This is a genomic window from Saccharothrix sp. DSM 118769, assembly GCF_052936295.1.
The window spans coordinates 6,218,181-6,242,073 of sequence record NZ_CP193627.1 but is presented as its reverse complement, the minus strand read 5'-3'; the positions used below and the strand labels follow the sequence as shown (position 1 = coordinate 6,242,073).

Sequence of the window (23,893 nt, the reverse complement as noted above, 5' to 3'; positions counted from 1 at the left end):
TGGAGTCTTGTGTTGCACTTCCGTGTGGAGTGCTCACCCTTCGATGCGTCGGATGGTGTTGATCGGCCCGATCGAGTCGATGTCGGCGATCTTCACCGGGACACCCTCGGTGGAGGCGTGCACCGCGCGGACGCTGTCGACCGCCATGGCGACGTGGTGCTGGTCGGCGTAGTAGATGATCAGGTCGCCCGCCTTGACCTCGCCGCGGGAGACCGGGCGTCCGATGCCGGCCTGGCCGTAGGTGGTGCGGGGGATCGAGATGCCGGCGGCGCGGTAGGACTGTTGCATGAGGCTGGAGCAGTCCCACTGGTCGGGGCCGTTGGCGCCGAAGACGTAGTCGTCGCCGCGCTGGGCCAGGGCGTACTCGAGCGCCTTTCCGGCGGTGCCGGCGGGGACGGGGATGCGGGTGGTGTCGCCTGGACTGGCGAGCGTCGCCTTGTCGGCCGAACTCAGCCGGTCGTACTGGGCGCGCGCGTCGGCGACCTGCTTGTCCAGGTCGGATTTGCGCTGGGCGATGTCGTCCAGGATCTTGGTGGCCGCATTGGCGGCGTCGGTGGCCCGGCGTTGGGCGTCGTCGGCGTCGGTGACCGCCTTGGACAGCCCTGCCAGGGCCTCCGCGTTGTCGTCGGCCAGGATGCCGAGCGCGGACATCCGGTTCAGGTAGTCCTGCTGAGAGTTGCTGACCAGCAGCGCGGAGAGCTGGTTGAACCGGGCACCTTCGAAGGAGGCCTCGGTCAGCAGGTCGACCTGGCCGCGCAGTTGCTCCTCTGCCTGGCGCGCACCGGTGAGGTCGCCGTTGGCCTTGTCCAGCTCGCCCTGTTTGGCTTTGAGGTCGTCCTGTGCCCGCAGGTGCTCCTCGTTGAGCTTCTCGGCTTGGCCGGCCAGTTCGGTGTACTTCTTCAGCGCCTCGGAGGCGTTGGACGGCACCGCTGGGTCGGCTGCGGCTTGTGGTGCGGCGATACCGGCTGTGAGCACCGCGGCGGCGGTGGCCGCCAGCGCGGCCCGGACAGTGCGCTGAGCGGGTGGGGACGCCACGATCGCGCAAGCCTCCTTCGTGCGGTAGGTAATCCGAATGGGTGACCCCGGATCGGGTCTCGGACAGGCTACGGAAGGACGCGGCGTTCGTCCACTATCACGGATAGTAAGATCGACTGCGATGAGGCACATGAGGAAGCGGTGGACCGTTTTCCGGTCGACGCCGGGAGCACGTGCCATCGCCTCGTCGAGCCCGGGTCATGGCACGGACCTCCCGGCTCCGACTGTCCGTCACCCGAGGGAGGCAAGAAGTTCCCGGCACGCCTGTTCGCAGTGTCGGCAGGCTTCGGCGCAGATCCGGCAGTGGTCGTGCATCCCGGAGTGTTGGCCGCACTCGTCACCGCACGACTTGCAAGCCGCTGCGCACGCTTCGAGCACGGCGCGGGCGAGGTTGGCGTCGTAGCCGGTGTGCCGGGACAGGACCCGACCGGTGGTGGCGCAGATGTCCGCGCGGTCCAGGTTGGTTCGGATGCACTTGACCGGCTCTGCGACTCCGGCCTCGCTCAGGCAGGCGTCCGCGCAGGCGGTGCACGCCTGTGCGCATTCGAAACACGCCTGGATGCACTTCGCGAGGGCCTCTCGGTCCACCTTGCCGAGGTCGGCAGGGTAGGCGCGGAGCATCTCCTGTGTCGTGGTCGCGACGACCTCCTGATTGTCGTAGTGGGCGAGTCCTGCGTACCGGTACGGGGAGGGGGTTGACGGTGCCCGCCGGATCACTTGACAGAGGTACCCCCCGGGGGTATCTTTTCGTTTGTGAGCAGGGCGCCCGCCCCGAGGGTCTACTCGCGAGTAGTTTGAGGTTCGTCGGGCGGATGAAGGAGCGGACATGCGGGGATACACGAGCGGCAAGGACGACTTGCTCAAGCGGTTGCGTCGGGTCGAGGGCCAGGTTCGCGGGTTGCAGCGGATGGTCGAGAACGACGAGTACTGCATCGACGTGCTCACGCAGATCGCCGCGGCGACGAAGGCGCTGCAGGCGGTGTCCCTGGGCCTGCTCGACGACCACATCCGGCATTGCGTCGCCGATGCGCTGAACGCGGGCGGCGAGAGCGCCGAGGAGAAGGTGCGCGAGGCCAGCGAGGCGATCGCCCGCTTGGTGCGTTCCTGACAACGAACAGGAGTTACCGGTGATCGAGAGCAGTTACACCGTCGTCGGCATGACCTGCGGCCACTGCGTGGCGTCGGTGACCGAGGAGGTGTCGCAGATCCCCGGCGTGACGAACGTGGATGTCGACCTGCCGACCGGCGCGGTCAAGGTGACCAGTGCGACCCCGGTCGAAGAAGCGGACGTCAAGGCCGCGGTCGAGGAAGCGGGCTACGCGCTCGCCGGCTGAATGCCGATCCACCCGGAGCCCGCCCGCGCGGCGGGCTCCCCAGCTCAAGGATTGAGATGAACACAGCAGCGAAGCTCTCCGCCTACGGTGCGGTACTCGCCCTGGTCGCCGGTGGCGCCTGGGCGGCCGGAAGCGCTGTCGGTCCCTTCACCGTCGAAGCCGCCCCGAGCGGTCACGACGGCGAGTCCGGTGCCGAGGGCACCGGCCACGGGGACGACCACAGCGGCACCGTCGCGGAGACCGCGCAGGACCAGCCCGCGGGGCTGGCGTCGTCCAGGGGCGGTTACACCCTCGCGCCCACCGACACGACGCTGACCACGGGGAACAACTCCTTCTCCTTTCGTGTCCTGGGCCCCGGCGGCACGGCCGTCACCGCCTTCGACGTCGAGCACGACAAGCGGATGCACCTCATCGCGGTCCGTCGCGACACCTCCCACTTCCGGCACGTCCACCCCGAGATGGCCCCGGACGGCACGTGGACCGTGCCCTTCGACGTCCCGGAGGCCGGGAGCTACCGCGTCTTCGCCGACTTCAAGCCCACGGGTGCCGAGGTGACCACGCTCGGTGTCGACGTCAACGCGGCGGGTGCGTTCGAACCGCGCGCCCACGAGCCTTCCCGCGTCGCCGAGGTCGACGGTTACCGCGTGCAACTGGACGGCGACCTCGTCCCAGGCACGGCTTCCCCGATCCGCCTGACCGTCACCAAGGACGGCGCACCGGTCACCGACTTGCAGCCCTACCTGGCGGCGTATGGTCACTTGGTGGCGTTGCGCGAGGGCGACTTGGCCTACCTGCACGTACACCCGGAGGGCGCACCCGGTGACGGGAAGACGCCCGCCGGTCCGAGCATCGCGTTCGTGGCCGAGGTGCCGTCCGCCGGTGGCTACCGGCTGTTCCTGGACTTCCAGCACGACGGCGTCGTGCGCACCGCCGAGTTCACCGTGGACACCACCGGTGTCGAGCGGCCGGCGCAGACAACCACCACGGCATCCACGCCCACCGCGGGCGGTCAGGTGGAAGAGGAGGAGCACGGTCATGGCTGACATCGAACTGGCGATCACCGGCATGACCTGCGCCTCGTGCGCGGCCCGGATCGAGCGCAAGCTGAACAAGCTTGACGGTGTGACCGCGACGGTCAACTACGCGACCGAGAAGGCGCGCGTCACCTTCCCCGAGGACGTCGACCCGCAGACCCTCGTGGCCCAGGTCGAGGCGGCCGGCTACCAGGCCGCACTCCCCGCCGCCGAACCCGAGCGAGCCGACGCGATCGAGGTCGATCCGACCACGGCCCTGCGGCAACGGCTGATCGTCTCCACCCTGCTGGCGGTGCCCGTGATCCTGCTCGCGATGATCCCGGCTCTGCAGTTCACCTACTGGCAGTGGATCTCGCTCACGCTGGCGGCTCCGGTGCTGGTGTGGGGCGCGTGGCCGTTCCACCGGGCGGCGTGGACGAACCTGCGGCACGGCGCGGCGACGATGGACACGCTGATCTCGATGGGCACGATCGCGGCGTTCGCGTGGTCGCTGTACGCGCTGCTGTTCGGCACCGCCGGCACACCCGGCATGACGCACCCGTTCGAGCTGACCGTGCAGCGCACCGACGGCGCTGGCGCGATCTACCTCGAAGTGGCCGCGGGCGTGACGGTGTTCATCCTGGCCGGCCGGTACTTCGAGGCTCGGTCGAAGCGGCGGGCGGGTGCGGCGCTGCGGGCATTGCTGGAGTTGGGGTCGAAGGACGTCGCCGTGCTGAGGGACGGCCGCGAGGTCCGGATCCCGATCGGCGACCTCACCGCGGGCGACCGGTTCGTGGTCCGGCCGGGCGAGAAGATCGCCACCGACGGCGTGGTGGTCGAGGGCAGCTCGGCGGTCGACGCGAGCATGCTGACCGGCGAGTCGGTGCCGGTCGAGGTCGGCCCGGGTGACGCGGTCGTCGGCGCGACCGTCAACGCCGGTGGACGTCTCGTCGTCACCGCCACGCGGGTCGGGTCCGACACGCAGCTGGCGCAGATGGCCAGGCTGGTGGAGGACGCGCAGAACGGCAAGGCCGAGGCGCAGCGCCTCGCCGACCGGATCTCGGCGGTGTTCGTCCCGGTCGTGATCGCGCTGTCGGTGGGCACGCTGGCGTTCTGGCTCGGTGCGGGCGGGGGAGTGTCGGCGGCGTTCACGGCGGCGGTCGCGGTGCTGATCATCGCGTGCCCGTGCGCCCTGGGCCTGGCCACGCCGACCGCGCTGCTGGTCGGTACCGGGCGCGGCGCGCAGCTCGGCATCCTGATCAAGGGGCCGGAGGTGCTGGAGTCGACCCGACGGGTCGACACCGTGGTCTTGGACAAGACCGGCACCGTCACCACCGGCCGGATGAGCCTGGTCTCCCTGCACACGGCGTCCGGCGTCGAGGAGGATGAGGTGCTGAGGCTGGCCGGTGCGCTCGAGCATGCCTCGGAGCACCCGATCGCCAAGGCCGTTGCCACCGGTGCTGCCGAGCGGGTGGGCGACCTGCCCGAGGTCGAAGGGTTCCAGAACCTGGAGGGCCTGGGGGTGCAGGGCGTGGTCGATGGTCACGCGGTCATCGTCGGCCGTGAGCGGCTGCTGGCCGAGTGGGGCGTGCACTTGGACGACGACCTGGCCGAGGCCAAGCGTGCCGCCGAGGCCAAGGGCCGCACCGCGGTCCTGGTCGCGTGGGACGGCGAGGCGCGAGCCGTCCTGGTCGTCGCCGACACCGTCAAGGCCACCTCCGCCGAGGCCGTCCGGCAGCTGCGCGCGCTCGGGCTGACGCCCGTCCTGCTGACCGGTGACAACGAAGCCGCCGCGCGGGCCGTCGCGGCCGAGGTCGGCATCACCGAGGTCATCGCCGAGGTGCTGCCGAAGGACAAGGTCGACGTCATCACGCGCCTGCAGTCCGAGGGCAAGGTCGTCGCGATGGTCGGCGACGGCGTGAACGACGCCGCCGCCCTCGCCAAGGCCGACCTGGGCCTGGCCATGGGCACCGGCACCGACGCGGCGATCGAGGCCAGCGACCTGACCCTCGTGCGAGGCGACCTGCGTGCCGCCGTGGACGCGATCCGCCTGTCCCGCCGCACGCTGGCCACGATCAAGGGCAACCTGTTCTGGGCGTTCGCCTACAACGTCGCCGCACTGCCCCTGGCGGCGGCCGGCCTGCTCAACCCGATGATCGCGGGTGCCGCGATGGCGTTCTCCAGCGTGTTCGTGGTGTCGAACAGCCTGCGCCTGCGCGGCTTTCGCACCACCGCTACGGACACTGGGACCCCGTCGGTCCAGGTGAAGGCGGAAGAGCGGGAGTTGGCCGAAGCAGTGTGACCCACCTGGCGTCCGGAGCGGTCTGCACGACCGTTCCGGACGCCTTGCATCACGTGCCGAGAAGTGCGAGCAGAGGACCGGTCAGCAGCCCCAGCAAGACGGACACGGTGGCCGTCACGTAGGCGGTGCGCACCGCCCAGCGGCTGATCTCGGGTGCGGCCGACTCCTCACCCCGAAACGCCGGGCCGATCCAACTCAGGTAGTAGAAGACGCTGGCGACCGTGTTGATGGCGGCCACGACGACGAGCCACACGAGGTCGGCTTCGAAGGCGGCGGTGAACACGGTGAGCTTGCCCGCGAAGACGACGGTCGGCGGTGTGCCGACGAGGCCGAGCAGCAGCACGACGAGGCTGACCGCGAGCCATCGGTGGCGGCGGATCAGACCCCGGTAGTCGGTGAGGACCGTTGCGCGGGGTAGTGCGCACACCACGGCGAACGCGCCCAGGTTGGTCACGGCGTATCCGCCGAGGTAGAGCAACACGCTCGGCAGCGCGAGTTCGCTGCGGTCGACCGCGGCGACGCCGACGAGCAGGTAGCCGACCTGGCTGATCGTGGAGTACGCCAGCAATCGGCGGACGTTGTCCTGGAAGAACGCTGCCAGGTTGCCCAGCGTCATCGTCACGGCGGCGATGACCGCGACCAGAAGCGCCCAGTCCACCCGCGTCTGGCCCAGCGGCACGGCGACGAACCGGTAGATCGCGACCACCGCGCCGATCTTGGGCACCGTCGTGATGAACGCCGCGACCACGGGCTTGGCTCCCTCGGTCACGTCGGGCACCCAGAAGTGGGCCGGCACCGCGCCGGCTTTGAACAGCAACCCGGCCAGCACCGCGATCGCACCCACAGCCAAGGCCGCAACGGGTGCGTCCGCAAGCCCGCTGCTCAACGCGGTGTACTCGGTCGCACCGCCCACGCCGAAGAGCACCACGAGCCCGGCCAGCATCGTGACCCCGAGCAGGGCTCCCATCAGGTAGAACTTGAGCGCCGCCTCGGTGCCGGGCGCGTCCTTCGCGAAGCCCGCCAACGCGTAGAGGGGGATGCTGGCCAGCAAGTAGCCGGCAGCCAGCAGCATGAGGTCGCTCGACCCGGCCAGGAGCACGCTGCCCAACGCGGCGAGCAACAGCAGCACGACGAACTCGCTCTCCCGCATCGCACCGCGGACCGAGGCCCCCGCCAAACCCAGGACCAGCAGCACGGACACCAGCACGGCGACCCGCGTGGCGTTGGTCGCGACGTCCACCACGTAGGTCTCACCGAACACCGCCATCGGCTCGCCGTTCCACACCGAGGCCGTCACGACCAGACCGGCCCCGCAGGCGAGCGCGGCCAGCAGCCGCACCAGCCACTGCCGGTGTTTCGGCAGGTAGGAGCCGAGGAGCAGGCCGAGCACGGCGGCGACGGCGAGCAGGATCTCGGGCAGCAGGGCGAGGGGGTTCTCGTCCATCATCTCCACGACGGTGTCACCCACCGAGGATCGAGGTCAGCACCCGCGAGGCGGGCTCGATGAGGTCCAGCAGGAAGCGCGGGAACAGCCCGATGACGACCGCGAGCACGATGAGCGGTGCGATGGAGACCGCCTCCGGGGCGGTCAGATCCCGGAACGGGCCGTTGGGGGAGCGGAACGATCCCATCAGCAACTGCTGCAGGGCGCGGAGGAACAGCGCGGCCGTGATCAGGATGCCCAGGAAGGCCACGGCCGTGGATATCGGTGCGCCGCCGAGCGAGCCGGTGAAGATCTGGAACTCCGCGATGAACCCGGAGAAGCCCGGCAGCCCCAACGAGGCGAACGCGGCCAGACCGGTCAATCCGGCGAAACGCGGCGCCTGCGCCGCCAACCCGCTGTAGCGGTCCATCTCGTAGGTGCCGCCGCGTTCGTAGAGCACGCCGGCCAACAGGAACAGCGCACCGGTGATCAGGCCGTGGCTCACCATCTGGGTGACCGCGCCGGTCACCGCCAGTTCACGGGCCTGCGCGTCGGACGACGAGACCACCCCGGCAGCGCCGACGGCGAGGATGACGTACCCCATGTGGTTGACCGACGTGTAGGCGATCATCCGCTTGAAGTCGCGCTGTGCCAACGCCACCAACGCCCCGTACACGACGCTCACCACCCCGATGACCACGAAGACCATCGCGTAACTCCGCCAGGTTCCGGGCAGCGCGGGCATGGCGATGCGCACGAAACCGTAGGTGCCCATCTTCAACAGCACACCGGCGAGGATCGCCGATCCGGCCGCCGGTGCTTCGGTGTGCGCGGGCGGTAGCCACGTGTGGAACGGAATGGTCGGCGTCTTGATCATCAGCCCGAGAGCCAGCGCCGCCAGCACCAGGGCCGCCACGGTGCCCTTGCCCGCCAGCGGGTCCTGGCGGATCAGTTCGACGATGTCGAAGGTGTGTGGCGTGGCCGCGAGGTACAGGCCGATGAACCCCAGCAGCAGCGCCAACGAGCCGAGGAACGTGTAGAGGAAGAACTTCAGCGCCGCACGGGCCGCGTCCCGATGGCCCCAGCCGGCGATCACGAAGTACATGCCCACGATGGACAGGTCGAAGAAGACGAAGAACAGGATGAGGTCGAGCGAGACGAACAGCCCGAGGCACACCGTTTCCAGGAACAGGAACAGCGCCGCGTACGACCGGACCCGTCGCGTCTCCCGCGCCGAGTAGATCGCGCAGGCCAGGAACAGCACAGTCGTGAGCGCCACCAGCGGCAGGCTCAGCCCGTCGACGCCGACGTGGTAGCCGGAGTCCACGCTCGGGATCCACCGCCGGTCGACCTCGTAGGCGAACCCGGATTCCCCAGGTCGGTAGCCGATCCACAACGCGACGACGAGCAGCACGTCCAGCGCGCTCACCGCGATCCAGACCGACCGCACGACCCGGTCTCCGATCCGGGGCAGCGCGAGCAGCGCCACCGCCACCGCGACCGGTAGGAAGACCACGATGCTGAGCACGTTCACCTCATCCTCGTCCGACGACGATCGCCAGCAACGCGAGCACCACGAGGGCGACCACGGCTTGGGCGTAGTAGTGGTGCAGCTGGCCGGTCTGCGGCCGCCTGGCCACACGGCCGAGGCCACGTGCGACGCTCGCGATCCATCGCACCAATCGGTCCACCGACCAGTCGACCTTCGCGTCGGCGACACGCGCCACCGCGCCGCTCAATCCGGCCGTCACGCGCACGCCGCCGTCCACGACCCGGTCGTCGAATCGGGCGAGCAACCCGGCGAGCACGATCACGGGCGTGCCGAAGCCCCGGCGCACCCCGGCGTCCAGCACCCGGTCGTCGAAGCGGGCCAGCAATCCGGCGAGCCCGACCACCGGCGTGCCCACGCCCCTGCTCACCAGGGTGTTCATGTACAGCCATGTCGACAGTGCGCGCGACCGACCACCGAGAACATCCGATCCGTCACGGGTCGACGACGCCGCCGACCCGACCGCGACCAAGGCGATCACCGCGGACAGCACGGTCTCCCACCACCGGGAATCGCCCAAGCCGAACACGGCACCCAGTCCCACCGCACCGACCGCCAACACGGGCAGCGGCCACTGCTGAAGGCGTGTCACCACCCTTGTGCCGCGTTCCTCGGTGTCGAACTCGGGGTTCACCGCCGGCGGTCCCCACAGCAGGAACAACGCCCGGCCCGCGTACAAGCCGCTCGCCACCGCCGCGGCGAGTCCGACCACGTACAGCGCGATAGAAGAGTGCAGCGCCGAGCTCAGCACAGCGTCCTTGGTGAACCAGATCGACAACGGCGGCACGCCGGCCAGTGCGGCCGCTCCGACGCCGAAGCTGACCCCGACCACCGGATAACGCCGCCCGACGCCCCGCAACGCGTGCAAATCCTTGGTGCCCAATGCTGAGAGCCAGGCACCCGCACACAGGAACAACAGGCTTTTCGTCGCCGCGTGCGCGACCAGTTGTCCGGTCCCGGCCGCCACGCCACCCGCTCCTGCGGCGAGCACCATGAACCCGACCTGGGAGCACGTCGAAGCGGCCAGCAACTGCTTGAGATCCCGCTGCACCACGGCCACCGCGCCGAGCACCAACGCCGTCAGCGCGCCGACCCACGCGACCACCGCGGCCGCCCAACCGGTCGCACCGAGCAGCGGCTGCACCCGGAGCAGCAGGTACGCGCCCGCCGCCACCATCGTGGCCGAGTGCAGCAGCGCGGACACCGGGCTCGGGCCGGCCATCGCACGGGACAACCAGAAGCTGAACGGCAACTGCGCCGACTTGCCGAGAGCCGCGACGACCACACCCGTCGCCGCCACGTCCCGCCACCCCGGCTCGATCCCCGGCAGGTCGGCCAGCACAAGTCCGCCGGAACCACCGGCCAGCATCGCACCGGCGGCCAGGTAGAGGCCGAGGTCGGCGGTCCGCGTGGTCAGGAACGCAACGCTGCCCGACGCGACCCGGTTCTCGTCACGCCACCAGAAGCCGATGAGCGCGTAGGAAGTCGCACCCATCACCTCCCACGACATCAGCAGCGCCGTCATCGTCGTCGCGGTGACGGTCACCAGCATCGCGCCCGCGAACAGCAGCACCAACCCGAAGAACCGGGCGCGAGCGTCATTGATCTCGCCGGCCGAGAAAACCAGCACAGCCAGCAGCACGGCGGCCACGGTCAGCACCATCACCGCGGACAGCCCGTCCACCGCCAGCCCGACCGGAAGACCGTCGAGCAGCGGTGCGGACGCCGCCGGTCGAGAGACCGAGGCCCACACCGCCAGCGCGAGCACTATGACACCGGTACCCACGGCGGCAGCTGGAGCCAGCCGATCCGCTCGTCGCCCGACGACGGCCAGTGCCGAGCCGATCAAGACCGGCACGCCAACGAGCATCCACAGCAGCACGCCGTCAGCCCTTCAGGTCCGCGGCCATGTCGGTCATGTCGACGTCCCGGCTGCGGAAGATCGCGGTGGTGACGGCGAAACCGACCGCCATCTCGATGGCCATCGCGGTCACGGCCAGCAGCACGATCACCTGCCCGTCGCCGCGGTCGGGCGAGGTGTGGAACCAGAACGCGGCGGCGCCCACGATGACCGCGTTCACCATCAGCTCCAACCCCATCATGATCATCACGATGGACTGCTGGGACAACGCGCCGTACAGCCCGACGCTGAACAGCGCGGATGCGAGCAGCAGGAAAGCCTGGAGGCTCATCGGCCCAGACCTCCCCGGATCGGGTCGTGCGGGCGTTTGCGCTCCAGCCGGTCGCCGTAGCGGTCGTAGCGGCCCCGGTGCGTGGCCAGGACGACCGTGCACACCATGGTCGCGAACAACGCCAGGCCGAGCACGATCATGACCAGCATCTTCGAGCCCATCAGGGCCTCGCCGAGCTGCATCGTCGGGTCCTCCGGCCGCGGAGCGGACGATGTCGGCCACGGTGTGAGCAGCACACCTGACGCGAGCAGGACGAACGTGCCGATAGCGATCGTCAGCGAGCCTTTCTGGTTGTGCACCATGGTCATCGGCATCAGTCCCGCCGGGTTCATCATGTACATGATCATGAAGACCGCCATGACGACCATCTCCATGATCATCATCAGGATGACCAGCACACCGAGGTAAGGCAGGTCCAACAGCAGCACGGTGCCCGCCGCGAAGATGAACGACGCCAGCAACGCGAACGTCGCGCGGGCCATCGAGTCCACCCGGAACACGGCGATCCCGGTCGCCACGGCGAGCACCGAGCACACCCAGAACAGCACGTCACGCCACACCGGAGATCACCCCCACACGACCACGACGGACACGAACAACGCCTGCAGCAGGGCTGCCGGGATCAGGACCATCCACGCGACCTCCTGGAACCTGTCCACCCGGATGGTGGGGAGCCGGCGCCCGACCCACACCAGCAGCGCCAGCACGGCGGCGGTCTTGACCACCGACCACAGCCAGCCGGGCAGCAGTGGCCCGTGCCCGCCGCCCAGGAACAGCGGCACCGCCATCGCCGCGCCGGACGTGAGCAGCAGCCACCGGCCGGCGACGAACACCAGTCGGTCGACGCCGGACAGCTCGGCCAGCGCACCACCCGCGACGTCGACGCCGGTGGCCTGGTCGAACGGCCGGAAGAACGCCATGGCCGGCACCGACACCAGGTAGACGACGAACGCGATCGGCATCCACACCACGAACCACAGGTCGTCCTGCGCCGCCACGATGTCGCCCACTCGCAGAGACCCCGCGCCGAGCGCCGCCGTGATCAGCGCGAACATGTGCGGCAACTCGTAAGCCAAGCCCTGGGCGACGAACCGGTAGCCGGCCACCAGGCCGAACGCCGAGTTCGCGCCCCAGCCCACCAACCACACCGCCGCCCAGGCGACGACCTCCATCGCGTTGAACCACACGACACCAACCGACAGGTCGCCGACCACCCAGTCACCCAGCGGTGTGGCGGCCGACGCCAAGACCGCCGCTACCAGCAGCACAACCCCGCCCGTTCGCCACAGCGTGGAGTCGGCGGCGAGCGTGCCGCGGCGTTGCTGCACCAGGAGCCCGGCTGTGGCACGGAGTGGTCGGGCGAGGTCGAGCGGCGCACCCGAGGCCTTCGACGCCAGCGCGGAGTCCAGCGAGGCAGCTGCCAGCGCGAAGGCGATCAGGACCAGCGGCAACAGCAGGCCGCCCCACCACGCTGTCTCCTCAACCATGCGCGTGCACCCGCCGGCCGAGGTCCAGGCCTACGCTGGCCACGATCAATCGCGCGGCGGACAACTCCGTACCGACCAGCAGGTGCGGGAGGACGTCCGACGAGAGCGTTTCGTCTTCTCCCTCGATCCAGCGGTAGAGGCGACCAAGGGCATCGCTGCCCTCGCACTCGCCGACACCCGCCAGCGACCACCGCAGCGTCCGGGAACGCCGCACCCGCCTGGCCCATCGGTCCAGTCGGGGCTCGGGTGTCCACCCGGCCAAGATGTCGTCTCGCAGGCGTCGTGCGGTGGTGGCCGCGTCCTGCCAGCCGGCGACGGACAGCAACCTGGCCGCGCTGTCGAGCCGGTGGACGAGCGCAGGGTCGGCAACCTCCTGGCGCCACGACGTGTGATGCGCACCGGCGAGCAGTTCGACCTGTGCCTCTTGGACCACGTCTCCTTGCAAGACCGTGTGAACGATGAGACCTTCCGGCCAGTCCGGCAGGGCCGGGCCCAGCGGAACGTGCAGCACATCGAGCATCAGACCGTCGCGGTCGGTCGCGCGGTCCGCCATGGGCACCCTGCCGGGCATCTCCATGCCGGACATGTCGTGTCCGTGGTGCATGTCCTGGCTGTGGTGACCGCTGTGCGTTGGATCGGGTTCCTGCCCGCTGTGATGCTCTCGAGTATTGTGCTGGTGATCCGCCTCGTGCTGGTGGCCACCGTGGTCCATCCCCGGCGTGGCGGACCCGCAGGACATGCCTGAGCCGCAGGACATCTCGTGCACGTCCTCAGGAAGCTCCGCCGGTTGATGAGCGGCTTCGTCGCGTTGGCGCACCCGGTCGTGCAGCCGAGCGGCTGCGGCGTCCAGTGCGGTCGGCGCTTCTGTTGCGGCGGTGACGTGGGTGCGTGTCCGTGGAAGGGGCATGGCGTTCCACACGCGGTCGATGGAGGCGTCCAGTCCGGATGCGGGCGGGCCGGCGACGACCAACACGTTTCCCTCGGCGGGACTGCTCGCGGTCGACCAGCCGCGCTCGCGGACAACCCGTTCCACGGCGAAGCGAGCGAGGGTTCCGCCGGGGGTGGCGATGACGAAGGGCCGCGGGGGAGTGCGCCTGAGGAACCACTCGATCAGGTCCATCGGAACACGCCTTCCCGCCAGGCGTACCAGACCCCGGCCATCAACACCGCGAGGAAGAGGAACATCTCGACCACTGCGGGCGTGCCCAGCTCCGCCACGACGAGCGTCCACGGGTACATGAAGACCATCTCCATGTCGAACGCGAGGAACACCATCGTGATGGTGTACCAACGCACGTGATAGCGGGAGACCGCGTGCTCGCTCGGCACGTGCCCGGACAGGAACGGCGACGCCTCGACCATCGCCGCGCTCAGGCGGAACAACGTGGCCGCGCCGTACAGCGCCGCCACCGAGGCGGTGGTCACCGCCAGCAGTGTCACGAGGCCGGTCATGTTCCCCGACTATCCACGGTCGTAGATTTTAGGGGTCGGACGATCGACTCGCGACCGATGCGATTGGCAACGTCAATGGCAGGCGACCAGGATGACGGCCAGCAGTCCGGTGAACGCGGCGATCACCGGGATCACCATGGCCGCAACGCAGGCCGTTCCGTAGACCAGCAGGCTACGAGCCGAATCAGGTCGGCGACGCGGGCCGGCCAGGAGTTCGAGCCTCACGTCGACCGAGTCCCGGCCCATCGCGAGCGCCGAGCCCGGTGCGCCGTTGCCCGACACGCCCAGCAGGGCTGCCCGGACGGCGTCGACCCCGCAGGCGCGGACGGCGGCGGCGTCGGCGGCGAGTTCGACCAGTTCCCGCACGACGGCGGGCGCGCGGCGGAACAGGGGGAGGAATGGCAGCACGGTCGCCAGCGCGTCACCGGTGGCCACGAGGGGGTGGTGCCTGCCTCGCAGGTGGGCGCGCTCGTGGGCGAGCACGGCGTCGACCTGTTCGGGCGTGAGTCGGCGGCGGAGGCCTTCGGTGGCGACGACGACGCCCGGCGTGCCGGCCAGGCTGAAGGCCAGCGGCTCGTCGTGGTCGAGCCAGAGCGTCGTCGGTGAGCCGGGTTCGCGACGGGCGGCGACGCGGAGCGTCGCCAGGTGGTCCCGGCGCCTGCCTGCCCGCCGGCGTGCGCCTCTCATGCTCACGACGGTCAGCCTGCTCAGGAGTGCGACCAGCAGCACCAGGCCGATGACGCCGCCGGCTGCCTCGATGCGTGGCGTCATGCCATGGGCCAGCGACGACCAGCACTCGTGCGCCAAGGCCAGCGCGTGGGAACCGTGGTCGGGCAGGAGGAGCAGCGTCACGGCCAGGGCGGCGGTGGTCACGACGCTCACGGCGCAAGCCAGCCATGCGAGCAGCGGGACGAGCGGGTCGGTGCCACACGCGACCAGGCGCACCAACTGACGGGGTGCGAGCACGCCCATCAGCCCTGCCGTGACCAGCAACGCGGCGGCCACGGTCATTTCTTGCACGGCTTCCTCGGCAGCGCCTTGCGGAGCAGTTCGGTCTCGTGCTCCGACGCGGAGCGCGCGAAGTGCAGCAGCGCGCCGTCCGGGTCGCCGGAGGCGTTGACCAGCTCGCGCACGGCGTTCGCCGCGGCTTCGGCACGGCTCGTCATCGGCTCGTAGTGGTAGGCCTTGCCGACAAGTTCGCGCTGGACCCAGCCCTTGCGGTGCAGGTTGTCCAGCACGGTCAGGACCGTCGTGTAGGCGAGCTGCCTGCCGGTGTCGAGGTCGTCGAGGACGTCACGGACCTTCATCGGCTCGGACGCGCGCCACAGCACGTCCATCACCGCTTCTTCCAACTCGCCCAGCCCGTGCATCATGCCCCCTTCGACCACGACATGTTACGTGGTCGAAGGGGCCCTCAGAAGACGCGACCTCTACTAGTCGATATAGTAGGAAAGGGTCCGCGCTGCCCGCGCGGCCCGTGTCCGTCGAGCCCTCCCCCCTCCTCGGCGGCTGCGTCGGGTGAGCCGGACGTGTGTCTCCCGTCCGGCTCACCCGACGTCTCTCCCGTCCTGCGGGTCGCCCGCCGCCTGTCATCGGAAACTGCGACTTGACATCAGCGTACCCCCTAGGGGTATCTTTCGGTCGCTTTGCAAGATACCCCTAGGGGGTATAGGTGACGAAGATTGGAAGGACCGTCATGAACCCCGATCCCCGGCGCTGGTGGGCACTGGTCGTGCTCGCGGCGGCGCAGTTCATGGTCATCATGGACACTTCGATCATCGCCGTGGCGCTGCCCGACATGCAGCGCGACCTCGGTTTCACGCCCGGTGGTCTCCAGTGGGTGTTCAACGCCTACGCGGTCGCACTGGGTGGTCTGCTGCTGCTCGGCGGCAGACTTTCGGACCTCTGGGGCGCACGTCGGGTGTTCGCCGCAGGGTGGACCACCCTCATCGCGGGGTCCGTCGTCGCCGCCGCCGCGACCGGCGTCGGTGTGGAGATCATCGGCCGCGGTGTGCAGGGCGTCGGGGCGGCGTTGATCGCACCGGCCGCGATGACGCTGCTGATGGTCCTGTTCGCCGGTCAGCCGAACGAGCTGCCCAAGGCGATGGCCTTCTACGGCGCGGCGGCACCGGCGGGCGGCACGGCGGGTGTGTTCCTCGGTGGCGTGATCACCGAGTGGCTGAGCTGGCCGTGGGTGTTCATCATCTACATCCCGATCGGCGTGCTGACCCTCGCCCTCACGCCCAAGCTCCTGCCCGCCGTCCCCGGTCGCAGCGGTGGCATGGACGTCGGTGGCGCGATCGCGGTCACCGGCGGGCTCGCCTTGGCCGTCTACGCCATCGTTCAGGCTCCTGAGAAGGGCTGGGCGTCGACCGCCACTCTCGTGCAGCTGGCTGCCGCGGCGGTCCTGCTGATCGGGTTCCTGCTGGTTCAGCGCGCGGTGAAGAACCCGTTGATGCCGCTGAAGGTGTGGCGCACCCCCGACCTCGCCGCGGCGAACGTCGCGATGGCGCTGCTGGGCGCGGCGTGGATCCCGATGTGGTATTTCCTCAACCTCTACGTCCAGCAGGTGCTCGGGTTCGACGCGTTCGCCAGCGGTGCGGCGCTGCTGCCGATGACAGTGCTGATGACGGTGCTGATGACGACCGTCTCCGGCCGCCTGATCGGCCGGTTCGGCACCAAGCCGCTGATCGTGGCCGGGCTCGCCGTGCTGGCTGTCGGCCTGGGCCTGCTGGCCACCGCCGACCCGGACGGCAGCTTCGTCGTCGACGTCTTGCCGGGCTCGCTGATCTCGGCGGTCGGCATGGCGCTGGTCTTCATCCCGGCGACGATGGCCGCCATCGGCGGAGTCTCCCCTGAGCAGGGCGGACTGGCCTCGGGCATCGTCAACACCACCTACCAGGTCGGCTCGGCGCTCGGCCTGGCCGCGATGACCGCGGTGGCGACGTCACAGGGCGCCGACCGGCTGGGTGACGCGGTCGCCCTGACCGACGGCTACTCGGCCGCCTTCACCGGCGCTGCGCTGGTCGCCCTGACTGCTGCGCTGCTGGCTGCCCTCACCCTGCGCGGCCGGGTCGCCCAGCCTGCCGAGCAGGCGGCGGCCGAGGTCTAGTCCGGTGGCGTGTCAAGCTCGCACCGGTCTGCTCCCCGTATACCCCGAAGGGTATACGGGGAGCACTTGCACAGGTGCACGTCACGCAGTGACCGGCGTTGACCAGAGCACTACCCGTCCTAGTACGTTGAGGGCTGTAACGGCGGCGGCATGGAGATCAGGTGTCCGATTCGAGCAAGTTGACCGTCTGCCGGGGCTGTTGCTGCGGCACCGTGAAGAAGCACCCCGACGTCGACCACGTGAGGCAACTACGCAGGTTCCGCGAAGGTGTTGGGTCGCACGCGGTCACCGTGGCCAACTGCCTGAGCTCCTGCGAGTCGTCCAACGTCGTCGTGGTCAGGCCGGCGCGCGGTGTCGCGGCGAGGCCGGTGTGGTTCGGCGGCGTGCTCACCGACGAGGCGGTGGACCTGATCCTCGATTGGGTGGCCGCGGGCGGCCCCGGCCGTGCCGAGATGTCGGAAGGCCTGAACAACCACCTGATCGACCGACCGGCCGACGACAGCGCCGCGAGCTGAACCGCCGGGTGCCGGTCATCGGACCGGTGTCGGCCGCTGCTCACGCCGCTGCGCCTGCTGCCTGCGCCACCCGTAGCGCGTGACACCGCGCGGCTTGTACACCGACAGCATCACGACCAGCAGCAACACCGCCGAACCGCCGGCCGAGTGCAGGAGCGTGCCGGGCAACTCACGGGGATCGGCGGCCGAGGTCGCCGCGTCGGCCAGGTGGCGCACCGCCGACACCTCGGTCAAGAGCACGGTCGCGGCGAACGTGGTCAGCAGCAGCTTGACCAGCACCCAGTAGTGCCGCAACAACCCCCACGGCGTGCCCAGCGCGTTGACGATGCCGATGAGCACTGATGCCAGCGCCAGCGGAACGATGACGTAGGAAGTCATGAGTTCCATCGCGACATATGCGGCCCGCACCGTCTCCACGTCCTGACCGGTGGTAGCGGTGATGTCCAGCGCGAGGTAGGCCAGGACCGCCCCCAACCACCCCACCGCGGTCGTGATGTGGACGAGCAGCACGAACTTGCGGGTGCCGGGCGCCAACCTCACACCTCACCGCCGGCTGCCGTCTCCTCGGTCGTGACGCCGACCGTCACGCCGGCACCGGTGTGACGACCAGGGCCGTGCTCGCCTCCGAGTCCGGTCAGCATCACGATCAAAGCCAGCAGGATGAGGGCTCCGGCGATGACCGCGAGCACTTTCACCCAGCGCGGCACCCCGGGCGGGGTGTCCGAGTCCGGTCCCGGCGCGGGACTCGGGCCGGTGTCGTCGCCGGAGTGGTCGGGCGGTGTGCTCACGGTGGCCTCCTCGTCGTTCCGCGAAGTTTATCGAGACAATCTGTCGCTGTCCAACCATCGTGTCTCTGTGTTGTCGCGCCGTACACTTCGAGCGTGCCAAGGCTGTGGAACGAGACGATCGACGCGCACCGCCAAGCGGTCCACGAGGCCATCCTCGATGCCACCGCAGAACTGGTCCGGGCGCACGGCCTGCTGTCGGTGACCATGTCGAAGATCGCCGAGCACACCGGGATCGGGAGGGCGACTCTCTATAAGTACTTCCCCGACGTCGAGACGATCCTGCACACGTGGCACCAACGACAGGTCGAGGATCACCTCCGGCAGCTCGTCGACATCCGGGATCGGGTCGCCGACCCCCGCGAGCGGCTCGATGCCGTTCTGCACGCCTACGCGCACATCTCGCGGGAACGCTCGTCCCACGACCGTCCCGGCCACCAACTCACCGCGGCCCTCCACCAGGGCCCACAGCTCGTTCATGCCCAACAGCAGGTCCAGGACCTGATCAAGGACTTGCTGATCGAAGTCGCGGCGACCGGCGACCTCCGGGACGACGTCGCACCCGACGAACTCGCCGCCTACTGCGTGCACGCCCTCTCGGCAGCCGAGAGCCTGCGATCCGAGGCCGCCGTCCGCAGACTCGTCACTGTCACGATCGCCGGCCTGCGACCGCCGCGCTGACGGACGCAGTCGCGAAGCCTCGCCGGCCGGCGACTCCGATAGGTCCACCGCGCACATCGAATCGCTCTTCGCTGTAACGCCCCGCGCGTTGCGATCGACTTCTGCGGTGACGGCTTTCTACTACGGGTCATAGTAGTCAGTGCGTCACGGACTGTTGATGCCCCGGAGAGGTGACCCGTCATGACGACACCGCAGGTGCCGCTGCGCTCGATGCTCATCGCAAGACTCCTGCGGTTGGTCGTCGCGCTTGCGCTCGCACTCGGTGTCACCGTCGTCATCGGCACCATCGCCCCTCACGTGGCCAATGCCGCACCGTGTGATGCGCCGGTGGTCAACAAGGTGGCGTGCGAGAACACCAAGGCGGGGGCGGACAACTGGCAGGTGCCCGTGCGCAACGACTCGATCGTGGGTTACACCACGGACATCAGCGCGCTACCCGGTGGCCGCGTCGACTTCAAGATGCAGACCACCGCGACATCCTACCGGCTCGATATCTACCGGTTGGGCTACTACGCGGGCAAAGGCGCGCGGTTCGTGGGATCGGTGTCGCGGAGCTCCGCGCAGAACCAGCCGCCATGCCTGCGTGACGGCCCGACCGCGTTGATCGACTGCGGCAACTGGGCGGTGTCGGTAAGCTGGAATGTTCCGGCGGATGCGGTCTCGGGCATCTACTACGCACGGGTGCAGCGCAACGACACCGGTGCTCTGAACGAGATCGTGTTCGTGATCCGCGATGACGCGAGCAGATCGAGGGTCCTTTTCCAGACCTCGGACTCGACGTGGGTGGCCTACAACCGGTACGGCGGCAACAGCCTGTACTTCGGTGACGGCCCCGGTCAGGGTGGCCAGGCGTACAAGGTGAGCTACAACCGGCCTTACACCGGAGGTGACGGCGACGACAACTTCGTCTTCAACGCCGAGTACCCGATGCTTCGGTTCCTGGAGCGCAACGGGTACGACCTGAGCTACACCACCGACGTGGACTCGGCTCGCCGCGGACAGCTGATCAAGAACCACAAGGTGTTCATGGCCGTCGGCCACGACGAGTACTGGTCGAACGAGCAGCGCGCGAACGTCGAGGCAGCCCGTGAGGCTGGCGTGCACCTGGCTTTCCTGACCGCCAACGAGATCTTCTGGAAGACCCGGTGGGAGAAGTCCATCGACCCCTCGCAGACGGACTGGCGCACGCTGGCCTGTTTCAAGGAGACCAAGGGAACCCAGAACGACGGGCTCGCCGATTGGACGGGCACGTGGCGCGATCCCCGCTACAGCCCGCCACAGGATGGCGGTCGGCCGGAGAACGCCTTGTTGGGCAACATCTTCACCGTCAACGGTCGCCGCGAAGACTCACTCCAGGTGCCTGCCGCCTACGGCAAGATGCGACTGTGGCGCAACACGTCGCTGCAGACCATGGCCGCCGGATCGACCTACACGTTCGAGCCGGGACGCTAGGGTACGAGTGGAACACCGTACCGGACAACGGATCTCAACCCCCTGGTGTGGCGCAGATGTCGCGGACGTCGGTGTACCTGGCCGGCGTCTACGGGTTGAAGAACTGGGGTGACGTGTACGGTTCCGGCACCGAGACCCACGCCATCACCTACTACCGGCACCCGTCGGGATCGTTGGTGTTCGGCGCGGGAACGGTGCAGTGGGCGTGGGGCGTGGACAACGAGCACGCGTTCCTCACCAACACGCCGACGGCCGACGTTCGGATGCAGCAGGCGACGATCAACTTCCTCGCGGACATGGGCGTGCAGGCCACCACGTTGATGGCCGGTCTGGTCCAGTCGGGCGGTATCACGGACACCCAGGCGCCGACCGTCGCTTACACCAACGTGCCCGCGGTGTCCACCGTGGGCGTTCCGCACACCTTCTCCGGCACGGTGACCGACGCTGCGGGCCAGGTCGGAGGTGTGGAGGTATCCACCGATGGTGGCGCGCGATGGCACCCGGCCGTGTGGCAGGCCGGTCAATCGTCGTGGAGCTACACCTACACCCCGTCGGCGTCCGGTCCGGCGCAGTTGCGGGTCCGGGCGGTGGACGACTCGTTGAACCTTTCAGCACCGGTGTCGGTTTCACCCGTCGTGGCGGCCCGGACGTGTCCGTGCGGCCTGTGGACGAATGCCGACGCACCGGCCGTGCCGGACAACGCGGACGGCGGCTCACTCGAACTCGGCGTGAAGTGGCGCGCGAACGGCGACGGCTACGTGCGCGGAGTCCGCTTCTACAAGGGGTCGGGCAACACCGGAACGCACACAGGCACCTTGTGGTCGTCCACGGGGCAGCAGTTGGCGACGGGCACGTTCACCGCTGAGACGGCATCGGGCTGGCAGACGCTGGCCTTCCCTGTGCCGGTCGCCGTCACCGCGAACACCACGTACGTCGCCTCGTACTTCTCACCGACCGGCAAGTACTCCGTCGACACGGAGTACTTCAGCCGCAAGTCGAAGTACCTGGAGCCGCTGACCGGCTTGCAGGCCGGAGTGGACGGACCCAACGGGGTCTTCCGGTCGGGCGCCGGGTTCCCGGACCGCACCTCGGTGGACAGCAACTACTGGGTCGACGTGCTGTGGGCGCCGGACACGGGTCCGGACACCCGGGCGCCGGACCTGGTGAACACCATGCCGTCGAGCGGCGCGGGCAGCGTGGCGCTGAACCCCACGCTGACCGCGACCTACGACGAAGCGGTCAACCCGACCTCGGTGCAGTTCGCGGTCAGCGGGCCCGGCGGCGCGATCACGGGCACCACCTCGGTGACCGGCAACGGCAGGACCGCGCAGTTCACCCCGAGTGCGGCGCTCCTGCCCCGCACCGCCTACTCGGCGTCGGTCCGCGTCGCCGACTCGGCGGGCAACCAGACCAGCCAGTGGACGTGGTCTTTCACCACCGGCGCGACCCGGCCCGCGACGTGCCCCTGCACGGTGTGGGACGACTTCACCCGCCCCGCGGCCGAAACCTCCGGCGACACCGCGCCGGTCGAGGTGGGCACGAAGGTGCGGTTCGACGGCAAGGGCGAGGTGTTGGGCGTCCGGTTCTTCAAGGGCGCCGGCAACACCGGCACGCACACCGGGTCGTTGTGGTCCTCGACCGGGCTGCTCCTGTCCACCGGCACGTTCACGGGCGAGTCCTCCTCCGGCTGGCAGACCCTGACGTTCACCACCCCGGTCGTCGTGCAAGCCAACACCACCTACATCGTGTCCTACTACGCACCCAACGGCCGCTACGCCGTGACCGGAGGCTACTTCGCCGGAGCGAGCGCGGACTACGGTCCGGTGCACGCGCTCGCGAACGGAGCCGACGGACCGAACGGGCTGTACCGCTACGGCGGAGGGTTCCCGACCTCGTCGTACAACGCGGGCAACTACTGGGTGGACGTGGTGTACCGCAACGGGCTCAACGGCGACACCACCCCGCCGACTTTGACCGCCCGCACCCCGGCGGTCGACGCGGCCGGCGTCGCATTGACCACATCGGTGACCGGGACCTTCAGCGAGCCGGTCGACCCGGCCAGCGCGCAGGTCTGGCTCACCGACCCTGCCGGGGCGAAGCTCACCGGCACGGTTTCGTTGTCAGGTGACCAGCGGACCGCGACCTGGACGCCGTCGGGGGCGTTGACGCCGGGCACGACCTACGGCGTGAGTTTCCGCATCGCCGATGCCAACGGCAACGCGATGCCGGGCGCGGCGACGTGGTCGTTCACCACGACCACCACGGCGTCGTGCCCGTGCTCGTTGTTCAGCACCGCCACCACGCCCGCGGTGACATCCGCCCAGGACAGCGGCTCCTACGAGCTGGGCGTGCGGTTCAGCCCGACGCAGAGCGGCCGGATCACCGGCGTGAAGTTCTACAAGGGTGCCGGCAACACCGGCACGCACACCGGCTCGCTGTGGTCTGCGACCGGTCAGCGGCTCGCGACCGGCACCTTCACCGTCGAGTCGGACACCGGGTGGCAGACCCTGACGTTCGCCACCCCGGTGACGGTGGCGCCCGGCCTGGTCTACACCGCCTCCTACACCACGACCACCGGCAGCTACGCCAACGACCAGGGCTACTTCCAGCGGGCCGGGGTGGACGCGGGGCCGTTGACCGCGCCGCGCAACGGCGACGGCAACCCCAACGGCGTGTTCCAGCCCGGCGGCGGGTTCCCGACCATGACCTACCAGGGCAACAACTACTGGGTCGACGTCGTCTACACGCCCAACACCGACACCACCGCGCCCGTGATGACCGGCCGCACACCGTTGCCCGACGCCGTCGACGTGGCACTGACCAGCACCGCCACCGCGTCGTTCAACGAGCCGATCGATCTGACCAACACCCGGGTCACCGTCCGAGACCCCGGCGGCGCCACGCTGGCCGGCGCGGTCACCCGCTCCGCCGACCAGCAGACGGTCATCTGGACACCGGCCGCGCGGCTCGCGGCGTCCACGAAGTACACCGCCACCGTGCGGGCGGCGGACGTCAACGGCAACCTCTCGGCGTCGGCGAGCACGTGGTCGTTCACCAGCACGGCGAGTCAGACCTGCCCGTGCTCGCTGTTCAGCGCGGCCACCGTCCCGACGACCACAGCGGCGGAGGACACCGGTGCCTATGAGCTGGGCGTCCGGTTCGCGTCCTCCGCCGGCGGCTCGGTCACGGGCGTGAAGTTCTACAAGGGCATCGGGAACACCGGCACGCACACCGGTTCGCTGTGGTCGCTCGACGGGACGCTGCTGACCACCGGGACGTTCTCGAACGAGACCGCCACCGGCTGGCAGACGTTGACCTTCGCCACCGCCGTGCCGATGACCGTCGGGACCGGCTACATCGCCTCGTACACCACGACGACCGGTCGGTACGCGATCAACCAGGGCTACTTCGGCGGCTACACGGTGACCAGCTCACCGCTGACCGCACCGGCGAACGCCGAGAACTCATCCAACGGCGTCTACCGGGTGGGCACGGGGTTCCCGAACACCTCGTTCGGGGCCAACCACTACTGGGTCGACGTCGTGCTCACCCGGTAGCCGA

24 protein-coding genes are annotated in these 23,893 nt (G+C 69.4%); 9 read left to right on the top strand and 15 right to left on the bottom strand.

Annotated features, from left to right (window positions below):
• Positions 1 to 33 precede the first annotated feature (33 nt).
• Both ACRAKJ_RS26375 and ACRAKJ_RS26370 read right to left on the bottom strand, forming a co-directional pair.
• Positions 34 to 1,035 (bottom strand): NlpC/P60 family protein, encoded by a 1,002-nt coding sequence (locus tag ACRAKJ_RS26375; RefSeq protein ID WP_438923486.1) that lies wholly within the window; start codon positions 1,033 to 1,035, stop codon positions 34 to 36.
• A 231-nt stretch (positions 1,036 to 1,266) separates the two neighbouring features.
• Positions 1,267 to 1,656: a four-helix bundle copper-binding protein gene (locus ACRAKJ_RS26370; protein WP_438923485.1), complete on the bottom strand. Its 390-nt coding sequence runs from the start codon at positions 1,654 to 1,656 to the stop codon at positions 1,267 to 1,269.
• A gap of 205 nt (positions 1,657 to 1,861) precedes the next feature.
• Between ACRAKJ_RS26370 and ACRAKJ_RS26365 the strand changes: the two genes are divergently transcribed.
• The 4 genes from ACRAKJ_RS26365 to ACRAKJ_RS26350 are packed head-to-tail and all read left to right on the top strand — an operon-like array spanning position 1,862 to position 5,684.
• Complete coding sequence (locus tag ACRAKJ_RS26365) at positions 1,862 to 2,143, top strand: metal-sensitive transcriptional regulator (protein WP_438923484.1); 282 nt, start codon at positions 1,862 to 1,864, stop codon at positions 2,141 to 2,143.
• Between the two features lie 19 nt (positions 2,144 to 2,162).
• Positions 2,163 to 2,369 (top strand): cation transporter, encoded by a 207-nt coding sequence (locus ACRAKJ_RS26360; protein ID WP_438923483.1) that lies wholly within the window; start codon positions 2,163 to 2,165, stop codon positions 2,367 to 2,369.
• 56 nt (positions 2,370 to 2,425) lie between these two features.
• Complete coding sequence (locus ACRAKJ_RS26355) at positions 2,426 to 3,412, top strand: hypothetical protein (protein WP_438923482.1); 987 nt, start codon at positions 2,426 to 2,428, stop codon at positions 3,410 to 3,412.
• Positions 3,405 to 5,684, top strand: coding sequence for a heavy metal translocating P-type ATPase (locus tag ACRAKJ_RS26350; RefSeq protein ID WP_438923481.1), 2,280 nt, complete (start codon positions 3,405 to 3,407; stop codon positions 5,682 to 5,684). The genes ACRAKJ_RS26355 and ACRAKJ_RS26350 overlap by 8 nt, the downstream gene beginning before the upstream one ends.
• Positions 5,685 to 5,733: 49 nt before the next feature.
• Here the strand turns inward: ACRAKJ_RS26350 and ACRAKJ_RS26345 are convergent, their stop codons facing one another.
• The 10 genes from ACRAKJ_RS26345 to ACRAKJ_RS26300 form a co-directional block, all read right to left on the bottom strand.
• Positions 5,734 to 7,152: a proton-conducting transporter transmembrane domain-containing protein gene (locus tag ACRAKJ_RS26345; RefSeq protein ID WP_438923480.1), complete on the bottom strand. Its 1,419-nt coding sequence runs from the start codon at positions 7,150 to 7,152 to the stop codon at positions 5,734 to 5,736.
• Entirely contained in the window at positions 7,145 to 8,635 is a 1,491-nt protein-coding gene (locus ACRAKJ_RS26340; RefSeq protein WP_438923507.1) for an NADH-quinone oxidoreductase subunit M, read from the bottom strand. Before ACRAKJ_RS26340 ends, ACRAKJ_RS26345 begins: the two co-directional genes overlap by 8 nt.
• Before the next feature lie 7 nt (positions 8,636 to 8,642).
• Positions 8,643 to 10,538 carry a proton-conducting transporter transmembrane domain-containing protein gene (locus tag ACRAKJ_RS26335; protein WP_438923479.1) on the bottom strand — a complete coding sequence of 632 codons (1,896 nt, stop codon included), beginning with the start codon at positions 10,536 to 10,538 and terminating at the stop codon, positions 8,643 to 8,645.
• Between the two features lie 4 nt (positions 10,539 to 10,542).
• Complete coding sequence (nuoK, locus tag ACRAKJ_RS26330) at positions 10,543 to 10,848, bottom strand: NADH-quinone oxidoreductase subunit NuoK (RefSeq protein WP_438923478.1); 306 nt, start codon at positions 10,846 to 10,848, stop codon at positions 10,543 to 10,545.
• Positions 10,845 to 11,408 (bottom strand): NADH-quinone oxidoreductase subunit J, encoded by a 564-nt coding sequence (locus ACRAKJ_RS26325; RefSeq protein WP_438923477.1) that lies wholly within the window; start codon positions 11,406 to 11,408, stop codon positions 10,845 to 10,847. Before ACRAKJ_RS26325 ends, nuoK begins: the two co-directional genes overlap by 4 nt.
• A gap of 6 nt (positions 11,409 to 11,414) precedes the next feature.
• Positions 11,415 to 12,335, bottom strand: coding sequence for an NADH-quinone oxidoreductase subunit H (locus tag ACRAKJ_RS26320; protein WP_438923476.1), 921 nt, complete (start codon positions 12,333 to 12,335; stop codon positions 11,415 to 11,417).
• The gene (locus tag ACRAKJ_RS26315) at positions 12,328 to 13,455 is read right to left on the bottom strand and encodes a hypothetical protein (RefSeq protein WP_438923475.1); all 1,128 of its coding nucleotides are present in this window, start codon (positions 13,453 to 13,455) and stop codon (positions 12,328 to 12,330) included. Before ACRAKJ_RS26315 ends, ACRAKJ_RS26320 begins: the two co-directional genes overlap by 8 nt.
• Positions 13,446 to 13,787: an NADH-quinone oxidoreductase subunit A gene (locus ACRAKJ_RS26310; RefSeq protein WP_438923474.1), complete on the bottom strand. Its 342-nt coding sequence runs from the start codon at positions 13,785 to 13,787 to the stop codon at positions 13,446 to 13,448. The genes ACRAKJ_RS26315 and ACRAKJ_RS26310 overlap by 10 nt, the downstream gene beginning before the upstream one ends.
• Before the next feature lie 72 nt (positions 13,788 to 13,859).
• Positions 13,860 to 14,798 (bottom strand): M48 family metalloprotease, encoded by a 939-nt coding sequence (locus ACRAKJ_RS26305; RefSeq protein ID WP_438923506.1) that lies wholly within the window; start codon positions 14,796 to 14,798, stop codon positions 13,860 to 13,862.
• Positions 14,795 to 15,157 (bottom strand): BlaI/MecI/CopY family transcriptional regulator, encoded by a 363-nt coding sequence (locus ACRAKJ_RS26300; protein ID WP_438923505.1) that lies wholly within the window; start codon positions 15,155 to 15,157, stop codon positions 14,795 to 14,797. The genes ACRAKJ_RS26305 and ACRAKJ_RS26300 overlap by 4 nt, the downstream gene beginning before the upstream one ends.
• 326 nt (positions 15,158 to 15,483) lie before the next feature.
• On the opposite strand from ACRAKJ_RS26300, the gene ACRAKJ_RS26295 reads away from it, so the two are divergent.
• A complete protein-coding gene (locus ACRAKJ_RS26295) occupies positions 15,484 to 16,899 on the top strand; it encodes an MFS transporter (protein WP_438922197.1) in 1,416 nt (471 codons plus the stop codon).
• Positions 16,900 to 17,056: 157 nt separating this feature from the next.
• Here ACRAKJ_RS26295 and ACRAKJ_RS26290 read toward each other — a convergent pair whose 3' ends face one another.
• Positions 17,057 to 17,290, bottom strand: coding sequence for a hypothetical protein (locus tag ACRAKJ_RS26290; protein WP_438922198.1), 234 nt, complete (start codon positions 17,288 to 17,290; stop codon positions 17,057 to 17,059).
• Here ACRAKJ_RS26290 and ACRAKJ_RS26285 point away from each other — a divergent pair.
• Positions 17,283 to 17,414 (top strand): hypothetical protein, encoded by a 132-nt coding sequence (locus ACRAKJ_RS26285; RefSeq protein WP_438922199.1) that lies wholly within the window; start codon positions 17,283 to 17,285, stop codon positions 17,412 to 17,414. The genes ACRAKJ_RS26290 and ACRAKJ_RS26285 overlap by 8 nt on opposite strands.
• A 15-nt stretch (positions 17,415 to 17,429) precedes the next feature.
• Here the strand turns inward: ACRAKJ_RS26285 and ACRAKJ_RS26280 are convergent, their stop codons facing one another.
• Both ACRAKJ_RS26280 and ACRAKJ_RS26275 read right to left on the bottom strand, forming a co-directional pair.
• Positions 17,430 to 17,948, bottom strand: a complete 519-nt coding sequence (locus ACRAKJ_RS26280) for a DUF2269 domain-containing protein (RefSeq protein ID WP_438922200.1) — start codon at positions 17,946 to 17,948, stop codon at positions 17,430 to 17,432.
• A gap of 2 nt (positions 17,949 to 17,950) precedes the next feature.
• Positions 17,951 to 18,202 (bottom strand): hypothetical protein, encoded by a 252-nt coding sequence (locus ACRAKJ_RS26275; RefSeq protein WP_438922201.1) that lies wholly within the window; start codon positions 18,200 to 18,202, stop codon positions 17,951 to 17,953.
• A 93-nt stretch (positions 18,203 to 18,295) separates the two neighbouring features.
• Here ACRAKJ_RS26275 and ACRAKJ_RS26270 point away from each other — a divergent pair, with 93 nt between their 5' ends.
• The 3 genes from ACRAKJ_RS26270 (at position 18,296) to ACRAKJ_RS26260 (ending at position 23,889) form a co-directional block, all read left to right on the top strand.
• Positions 18,296 to 18,880: a TetR family transcriptional regulator gene (locus tag ACRAKJ_RS26270; protein WP_438922202.1), complete on the top strand. Its 585-nt coding sequence runs from the start codon at positions 18,296 to 18,298 to the stop codon at positions 18,878 to 18,880.
• A 180-nt stretch (positions 18,881 to 19,060) separates the two neighbouring features.
• Positions 19,061 to 20,332, top strand: a complete 1,272-nt coding sequence (locus ACRAKJ_RS26265; RefSeq protein WP_447008703.1) for a N,N-dimethylformamidase beta subunit family domain-containing protein — start codon at positions 19,061 to 19,063, stop codon at positions 20,330 to 20,332.
• Positions 20,266 to 23,889 (top strand): DUF4082 domain-containing protein, encoded by a 3,624-nt coding sequence (locus ACRAKJ_RS26260; RefSeq protein ID WP_447008702.1) that lies wholly within the window; start codon positions 20,266 to 20,268, stop codon positions 23,887 to 23,889. Before ACRAKJ_RS26265 ends, ACRAKJ_RS26260 begins: the two co-directional genes overlap by 67 nt.
• The last annotated feature ends 4 nt before the right edge of the window (positions 23,890 to 23,893 follow it).

Excerpts from the sequence above, each read along its gene's own strand:
- nuoK (WP_438923478.1), bottom strand. The coding sequence starts at position 10,848 with ATGAGCCTCCAGGCTTTCCTGCTGCTCGCATCCGCGCTGTTCAGCGTC.
- ACRAKJ_RS26300 (WP_438923505.1), bottom strand. The coding sequence starts at position 15,157 with ATGCACGGGCTGGGCGAGTTGGAAGAAGCGGTGATGGACGTGCTGTGG.
- ACRAKJ_RS26355 (WP_438923482.1), top strand. The coding sequence starts at position 2,426 with ATGAACACAGCAGCGAAGCTCTCCGCCTACGGTGCGGTACTCGCCCTG.
- ACRAKJ_RS26265 (WP_447008703.1), top strand. The coding sequence starts at position 19,061 with ATGACGACACCGCAGGTGCCGCTGCGCTCGATGCTCATCGCAAGACTC.
- ACRAKJ_RS26350 (WP_438923481.1), top strand. The coding sequence starts at position 3,405 with ATGGCTGACATCGAACTGGCGATCACCGGCATGACCTGCGCCTCGTGC.
- ACRAKJ_RS26320 (WP_438923476.1), bottom strand. The coding sequence starts at position 12,335 with ATGGTTGAGGAGACAGCGTGGTGGGGCGGCCTGCTGTTGCCGCTGGTC.
- ACRAKJ_RS26295 (WP_438922197.1), top strand. The coding sequence starts at position 15,484 with ATGAACCCCGATCCCCGGCGCTGGTGGGCACTGGTCGTGCTCGCGGCG.
- ACRAKJ_RS26365 (WP_438923484.1), top strand. The coding sequence starts at position 1,862 with ATGCGGGGATACACGAGCGGCAAGGACGACTTGCTCAAGCGGTTGCGT.
- ACRAKJ_RS26370 (WP_438923485.1), bottom strand. The coding sequence starts at position 1,656 with ATGCTCCGCGCCTACCCTGCCGACCTCGGCAAGGTGGACCGAGAGGCC.
- ACRAKJ_RS26310 (WP_438923474.1), bottom strand. The coding sequence starts at position 13,787 with ATGACCGGCCTCGTGACACTGCTGGCGGTGACCACCGCCTCGGTGGCG.
- ACRAKJ_RS26305 (WP_438923506.1), bottom strand. The coding sequence starts at position 14,798 with ATGACCGTGGCCGCCGCGTTGCTGGTCACGGCAGGGCTGATGGGCGTG.
- ACRAKJ_RS26315 (WP_438923475.1), bottom strand. The coding sequence starts at position 13,455 with ATGGACCTGATCGAGTGGTTCCTCAGGCGCACTCCCCCGCGGCCCTTC.